We start from the raw sequence: 7,092 nt of genomic DNA, 5'->3' as shown, positions 1-7,092 counted from the left end.
TTCGGCGGCCTGGGTGTGCTGCCGTACGGGTGGGACATGCTGGTGGTGATCGTGTTCTCGCTGGTTTTCTATTACTGGGGCGTGCATACGGGCTATCGCTCGGCGTATCTCGACGAGCGCAATGCGGCCGGCGCCAGCGAAGCGTCCGAATACGCGACGAGCGGTTTGCACGGCGAGGAGTGGATGTCGGCGCGCTAAAGCGCACGGCTGAAATATTTTCAGTGCAGAATAGGGCGCGCTTCGTATCGCCGCCCTGTGCGCAGACCGTGAAAGCGGATCACGTGTGCCGTGATCCGCTTTGCGTTGGTCGAGCCATCGATGCGTACGACATCGTATGGATTTCACTTGCCGACAGCCTCGATGGACTATTCCCGCATCCTCGAACAGATTTACGCCGACTTGCAGCCCTGGCTCGATAAGGGGCGTATTGCCGATTACATCCCCGAATTGGCGAATGTGCCCGCGAACAGCTTCGGCATGGCCGTCGTCACGACGTCTGGCGAGGTCTATCGCGTGGGACAGGCCGACACGCGTTTTTCGATTCAGAGCATTTCCAAGCTGTTTGCGTGCACCATGGCCTTCAGGCTGCTCGGCGACGACTTGTGGCACCGCGTCGGCCGTGAGCCGTCGGGTACGGCATTCAATTCGCTGGTGCAACTCGAATCGGAGCGAGGCAAGCCGCGCAATCCGTTCATCAATGCAGGCGCGCTCGTCATCACCGATGTGTTGAGCCGCCGCTTCGTGAAGGCCGAGACGGCCCTCGTCGAGTTCATGCGGCGCGTCACGGGCGAAGCGTCGATCGACTATGACATGCGCGTCGCGCAGTCCGAATTGCAGCACGCGCATCGCAATCGCGCGATGGCGCATTTCATGGCGAGCTTCGGCAACATGGAGATGCCGCCCGAAGTCGTCGTCGATGCGTATTGCCGTCAGTGTGCGATTTCGATGAGTTGCGTCGAGCTTGCACAAGCAGCGCTTTATCTGAGCAACGGCGGCGTCGTGCCGTCGACGGGCGAACGCATTCTCGATGCGAGTTCGGCCAAGCGATTGTCGGCGCTGATGCTGACATGCGGCACCTACGATGCAGCGGGCGACTTCGTCTATCGCGTCGGCTTGCCTGCGAAGAGCGGCGTCGGCGGTGGGATCGTCGCGTTGTTGCCGGGCGAAATGGCCGTGTGCGTGTGGTCGCCGGGGCTGGATACCAATGGCAATTCGCTGGCGGGGGTGATGGCGTTGGAGTGGCTCACCACATACACGGGGCGTTCGATCTTCTAACGCCTCGCCTTATCGACGATCAACACAACTGCCCCGGCACGCTGCCGCCGGATTTGCATCACGGCTTCGAGAGAAGTGTCTATTTTTGCATCGTTCGATACCATTGCATCTTCAGTCTTGCCTTCAGTCTTGCCTTCAGTCTTGCCTTCAGTCTTGCCTATGGCGGCCGTCATGTTTAGCGAATCTCGGCTGCACGTCCCTGCGCTGTGAGCCAGCTTCCGCCCCCGCCATGACATCGCGACGTTACGTGCATATCTGCGTCAACAAGAACGGGATGTCAGCATTCGGCCTCGGTGGCCCAAGGCTCGAGCCAGAACCAGGCTTCGAGCGCAGCAGTCGTGACGCGGCGCAATCACATCATCTCAGGACTCGCGAGCCGCGTGCCATCGGAAAAACGCGTCAACCGGTAGTGCCCGATGTCCATCCCGCTCACGTCATCGGTCACGATACGGCTCACCAGCATCCCCGCGCCGGGCCCGAGGCCGAAGCCGTGACCGCTGAACCCTGAGGCGATCACTAATCCGGGCATGCCGTCCACGCGCGACATCACCGGCACCAGGTCCGGCGTCGTGTCGATCGCGCCCGCCCACTCGTGCGCAACCCGCAATCCGGCTAGCTCCGGGAACACCGCCGCCACGTTGCCGAGCGCGCGCGTGGGCCACTCGGCATCGGGCGCAGGATTGAACACGCGCATCTCCTCGAACGGCGTGATGTCGTCGTGACGCCAGGTCGCGCTGCCTTCGGGCCCGCCGAAGAAACGCTGCGCGACCCGGAATTTGAGCTTCTTGTTCAGTTTGCTGCGAAACATGTTGCGGAACTTGACCGCGTGCCGCAGGTTCTGCGGGGCGATTTCCATGCGTCCATAACCGGGCACCGCGATCGTGTAGCCGCCGTCGAGCCGTCGCCGCATCGCGAAGTTCGGCCCGGAGAAGCAACCGTCGATCACGGCTGGCGCTTCCGCCGTGCGCAGCGCAGTGCCGATCACGTTGACCGCCGGCAGATCGATTCCATGATGCCGGCAGAACAGCGCGCTCCATGCACCGCCCGCCAGCACGACGCTGTCCGCCGCGATAAGCCCGCGCTCGGTCCAGACGCCGGACACCCGGCCCGCGCTGATATCGAGTCCACGAACCGCGCAGGTCTGATGCACGCGCGCACCGAGCCGCTGCGCGCCGCGTGCGATGGCGGGCGCCGCTTTCGACGGTTCCGCGCGTCCATCGGAATACGACCACACGCCGCCCGCCCATTTCGCGCGGCCATTGGGCACCCGCGCGGCCAGTTCGCGCGCGGACAGCAACTGGCTGTCGAAACCGAACGCGCGCGCCTTGCTGAGCCACGTTTCCCATTGCGCGACGTCGGCGGCCTGCTCGCTGCCGTACAGAATGCCGCTCTTGCGAAAGCCGATGTCCTCGCCGAGTTCGTCGCTCAGCTCGGCCCAACGCTTCAGGCTCTGCATTGCGAGCGGGAGCTCATACAGGTCACGGTTCTGCTGACGCACCCACCCCCAGTTGCGCCCCGACTGTTCAGCGCCGATGACGCCTTTTTCAAGCAGCGCGACCGAGATGCCGCGGCGCGCCAGCTCGTACGCGGTGCTGGCGCCGATAATGCCGCCGCCGATCACGGCCACGTCGCAGCGAACGGGAAATCCATCGCTATTCGGAACTTCGTCGATTCTTAGCATGTTTGAGCAACCGTGATTGACATGACCGGCCAGTGACGACGCGCGCGGCGCGCTCAGAAGATCACGTAGATCTTGCGCATCGTTTCGTCGACGTTCCATAAGCCTTCGGTATTCGCCTCGAAGAACAGCGTGTCGCCGGCCGTGAAACGGATCGTATCCTCGCCGTCGGGCGTGAAGCTGCCGCTGCCCTTGATGAAGTGCATCACCTCCGCCTGCTTGACCGAGCGCCGGTAGGTGCCGGGCGAGCATTCGAACACGCCGGTATCGACTGCCTCCGAGCCGGGAATCATGTACTGGCGTCCCGTCACGCGCGCGGGTTCGGTGCCGGGCAGCCCGGCGGTGCCCCAGTCTTCGAGGGCGGTCACGTCGGCGGCTTGCTTGATGTACTGGACTTTCATGAGGCGTGTTCCTGTTGTCTGGAGGTAAGGTCGATGCGTCGTTCGATCCGGCCGAGCCGGACCACGGTGACGCCGGGGCGCAACTGGCGCAGCGAAGGCATCACCAGCAGGCAGTCGTCATAGGGCGTGGAGACGGGCTGGGCGTCGGACCAGGCGATCACGGTGCCGGCCTTGTCGAAGGTTTCGAGGCCCGTGTAGGAGCCCGCAAAGCGGAAATCCATGCTCTTTGCCACAACGGGTTCCGTCACACGGACGATGCGCATCTCGCCAGGCAGTGGCTTGATCCAGCCGGAGGGCAGATCGCCGGACTCCACGATGCCCGCAAGCAGCAGGAAGCGTGCGGTGCAGTCGCGTGCAACGGCCACCGCGCCGGCTTCCCAGTGCTGGCCGCATTCGATCAGCAGCGCGTTCTTCGCGCTCGCTTCGTCGCCGAAGCCTTCGTAGTCGCGCAGGCGGCGGCCTTCGGGATGGCCTTCGTCCTGAATCACGGTGGCGGGCGTGCCGAGCTGCTCGGATAACGCTGCGCCCTTGGCGAGTGGTCCCGCCACGATCAGCGGGGCGCTCTTTTCATGCATCGAATGCAGATCGAGCAGCAGGTCGACCGTGTCGATCACGGGCCGCATGGCACGCGCCCGGTCGAGTTCGGAGGAGCGCGCCGCGAGGTCGTCGAGTGTCGCGGCGGTCCACACGCGGTTGAAATCCTGATCGACAAAACGCGCGTTGTCGGGCGAAGCAGGATCGAAGCGCGCGTAGGCGTCCACGTTCGCAAACGACAGCGTGAGCCTGCCGCGACGGGGCTGCAGTCCGCTTTGCAACAGCGCATCGACGACGATCGCGCCACACACTTCGTTGCCATGCGTGAGCGCATTGATCATCACATGGGGACCGGGCTGGCCGGAGTCGAACGTGTGCACGTAGGCAATGCCCGTATTGCCGGCGGCGTGCGCCGAGATGTCCGGGAATTCGACTTCGATCGGATAGGCTTCCATGGTTACTGCAGTCCTCCCTGACACAGATATTTGATCGACAGATAGTCGTCGAGCCCGTACTTCGATCCTTCGCGGCCGTAGCCGGATTCCTTGACGCCGCCGAACGGCGCCGCTTCCGAAGCAAGCGCGCCTTCATTGATGCCGACGATGCCCGCTTCCAGCGCCCGCGACACGCGCTCGATGCGACGCATGTTCTCGCTGTAGAAATAAGCGGCAAGACCGAACGGGGTATCGTTCGCGGCCTGTACGGCTTCCTGCTCGCTGTCGAACGGGAACAGCGGGACCACCGGGCCGAAGGTTTCTTCACCGCACAGCACCATCTTCGCCGTGGCGTTGCCGAGCACCGTCGGTGCGTAGTAATGCGGTCCGAGTTCCGTGAGACGACGGCCGCCCGTCAGCACGACGGCGCCGTTCTGGACGGCATCGTCGACATGGCGGGCGATCTTGTCGACTGCGCGCACGTTGATCATCGGGCCGATCTGCGAAGCGGTATCGCTCGCGGGACCGACGCGCAGTTCCGCTACTTTCGCCCGCAGCAGCGCGGAGAAGTGCTCGTACACGCCACGCTGCACGTAGACGCGGTTCGGACATACGCAGGTCTGTCCGCCATTGCGGAATTTCGCGGCAAGCAGGCCGTTGACGGCGGCGTCGAGGTCGGCGTCGTCGAACACGATGAACGGTGCGTTGCCGCCGAGTTCGAGCGAGAGCTTCTTCAGCGTCCCCGCCGATTCGCGGGCGAGATGCTTGCCAACGGGAGTCGAGCCGGTGAAGGTGATCTTGCGCACGCGGCTGTCGGCGAGCCAGTCACCGACCGTTTCCGCCGCCGAGGCGCGCGATGCCGAGACCAGATTGAGCACGCCGTCCGGCACGCCCGCCTCATGCGCCAGCATGACGAGTGCAATCGCGGTGAGCGGCGTGTCCTCGGCCGGCTTGGCGACCACGGTGCAACCCGCGGCGAGCGCCGGCGCAATCTTGCGCGCGATCATCGCCAGCGGGAAATTCCACGGCGTGATGGCCGCGACCACACCAATCGGTTCCTTCACGGCGCTCATGCGCTTGCCGCGCTGCTGCTGCGGGATGAGATCACCGTAGATGCGGATTGCCTCGTCGGCGAACCACGCCACGTACGAGGCGCCGTAATTGACCTCACCGCGTCCCTCGGCAAGCGGCTTGCCCTGTTCGAGCGAGATCAGCGCGCCGAGCGCGTCGCGATTCGCGACGATCAGCGCGTGCCAGCGATGCAGCACGGCGGCGCGTTCAGCAGGCAGCAAGGCACGCCAGGCGGGGAGTGCCTTCGCGGCGGCATCGGTGGCGGCGCGGGCGTCGAGCGGGCCGCTGTCGGCGACATCCGCGATCAGGCTGCCCGTGGCCGGATCGGTGACGGCGAAGCGCCGGCCGCTCGCGGCGGCGACCCACTGGCCGTTGATGAAGTTGTCCGTGCGGATCAGCGGGCGGGCCAGTTGTCCGAGATTCGTGCTCATGTGAGCTCTCCGTGCCTTTCGGCGTGCGGTGGCGAAGCGCCCGGCAGGTGCCGGGCGACAATAGGGTCGGGCCGAAGCGCCGGCTGCCGTTGCGCCGTCGCGCCAGGCCTCAATCAATCAGCCCGTGTGGGCGACGCGTGCGGCGATTGCTGCGCCGACCTCGGTGGTCGATGCGCGGCCGCCCAAATCGCCCGTACGCGGACCGTCCTTCAGCACCTGAGTGATCGCGTCGAGGATGGCGTCGTGCGCCTCGCGTTCCACACCAGCGCCGTTGCCGAGAAAGTCGAGCATCATCGCGGCCGACCAGATCATCGCCACCGGGTTGGCAATGCCCTTGCCGGCGATGTCCGGCGCCGAGCCGTGCACCGGTTCGAACAGCGACGGAAAACGGCGGTCCGGATTCAGATTGCCCGACGGCGCAATGCCAATGGTCCCCGTGCAGGCGGGTCCCAGGTCCGACAGGATGTCGCCGAACAGGTTGGATGCCACCACCACGTCGAAGCGGTCCGGATTCAGCACGAAGCGCGCGCACAGAATGTCGATGTGCTGACGGTCCATCTTCACGTCCGGATAGCGGGCGGCCATTTCGTCGGCGCGCGCGTCCCACCACGGCATGCTGATCGCAATGCCGTTGCTCTTGGTTGCCACAGTGATCTTCTTCGCGCGGCGCTGCGCCAGATCGAAGGCGAACTTCATCACGCGCTCGGTGCCGTGGCGCGTGAAGATCGACTGCTGCATCACGACTTCACGCTCCGTGCCTTCGAACATCGTGCCGCCCACCGACGAATATTCGCCTTCCGTGTTCTCGCGCACGATCATGAAGTCGATATCTCCCGGCTTGCGGTTCGCGAGCGGGCAGGGCACGCCTTCAAACAGACGCGCGGGACGCAGGTTCACGTACTGATCGAACTCGCGCCGGAACTTGAGCAGCGAGCCCCACAGCGAGATGTGGTCTGGCACCTTCTCGGGCCAGCCAACCGCGCCGAACAGGATCGCATCGCAATCCCGCAGTTGCACTTTCCAGTTGTCCGGCATCATCTGACCATGCTGCGCGTAGTAGTCGCAGGATGCCCATTCGACCTGGCGATACTCGACGCCAATGTCGAAGCGCTGGCAAGCCGCATCCAGCACGCGCAGGCCTTCGGGCATCACTTCAGTGCCGATGCCGTCGCCCGGGATGACGGCAATGCGGTATTTGCGGGTCATACGTCTCTCTCCTTGCCATGAGTGCGTGCCGTCTGCTGAGGCGGCGCGCGTAGCGAAATGGG

Annotated in this window: 7 protein-coding genes and 1 pseudogene; 2 read left to right on the top strand and 6 right to left on the bottom strand. The window is 64.7% G+C overall.

What is annotated here, in order from left to right; genetic code table 11:
* A pseudogene (locus H3V53_RS23540) lies at positions 1 to 198 on the top strand (amino acid:proton symporter); the annotation flags it as partial.
* Between the two features lie 162 nt (positions 199 to 360).
* Positions 361 to 1,275 carry a glutaminase gene (locus H3V53_RS23535; RefSeq protein WP_336600010.1) on the top strand — a complete coding sequence of 305 codons (915 nt, stop codon included), beginning with the start codon at positions 361 to 363 and terminating at the stop codon, positions 1,273 to 1,275.
* Here H3V53_RS23535 and H3V53_RS23530 read toward each other — a convergent pair.
* The 6 genes from H3V53_RS23530 to H3V53_RS23505 form a co-directional block, all read right to left on the bottom strand.
* A complete protein-coding gene (locus tag H3V53_RS23530; RefSeq protein ID WP_336600007.1) occupies positions 1,272 to 1,448 on the bottom strand; it encodes a hypothetical protein in 177 nt (58 codons plus the stop codon). The two genes, H3V53_RS23535 and H3V53_RS23530, sit on opposite strands and share 4 nt — an antisense overlap.
* A 179-nt stretch (positions 1,449 to 1,627) precedes the next feature.
* Complete coding sequence (locus H3V53_RS23525) at positions 1,628 to 2,956, bottom strand: NAD(P)/FAD-dependent oxidoreductase (RefSeq protein ID WP_336600006.1); 1,329 nt, start codon at positions 2,954 to 2,956, stop codon at positions 1,628 to 1,630.
* A 53-nt stretch (positions 2,957 to 3,009) separates the two neighbouring features.
* Positions 3,010 to 3,354, bottom strand: coding sequence for a cupin domain-containing protein (locus H3V53_RS23520; protein ID WP_336600005.1), 345 nt, complete (start codon positions 3,352 to 3,354; stop codon positions 3,010 to 3,012).
* Positions 3,351 to 4,343 (bottom strand): M14 family metallopeptidase, encoded by a 993-nt coding sequence (locus H3V53_RS23515; protein ID WP_336600004.1) that lies wholly within the window; start codon positions 4,341 to 4,343, stop codon positions 3,351 to 3,353. Before H3V53_RS23515 ends, H3V53_RS23520 begins: the two co-directional genes overlap by 4 nt.
* 2 nt (positions 4,344 to 4,345) lie before the next feature.
* Positions 4,346 to 5,824, bottom strand: coding sequence for an NAD-dependent succinate-semialdehyde dehydrogenase (locus H3V53_RS23510; RefSeq protein ID WP_336600003.1), 1,479 nt, complete (start codon positions 5,822 to 5,824; stop codon positions 4,346 to 4,348).
* A gap of 117 nt (positions 5,825 to 5,941) precedes the next feature.
* Positions 5,942 to 7,030: a tartrate dehydrogenase gene (locus tag H3V53_RS23505; RefSeq protein WP_336600002.1), complete on the bottom strand. Its 1,089-nt coding sequence runs from the start codon at positions 7,028 to 7,030 to the stop codon at positions 5,942 to 5,944.
* Positions 7,031 to 7,092: the final 62 nt, after the last annotated feature.

Origin of the sequence: Paraburkholderia bengalensis (assembly GCF_037126505.1) — a bacterium.
GTDB lineage: Bacteria > Pseudomonadota > Gammaproteobacteria > Burkholderiales > Burkholderiaceae > Paraburkholderia > Paraburkholderia bengalensis.
This window is presented reverse-complemented; position numbering and strand designations above follow the sequence as displayed.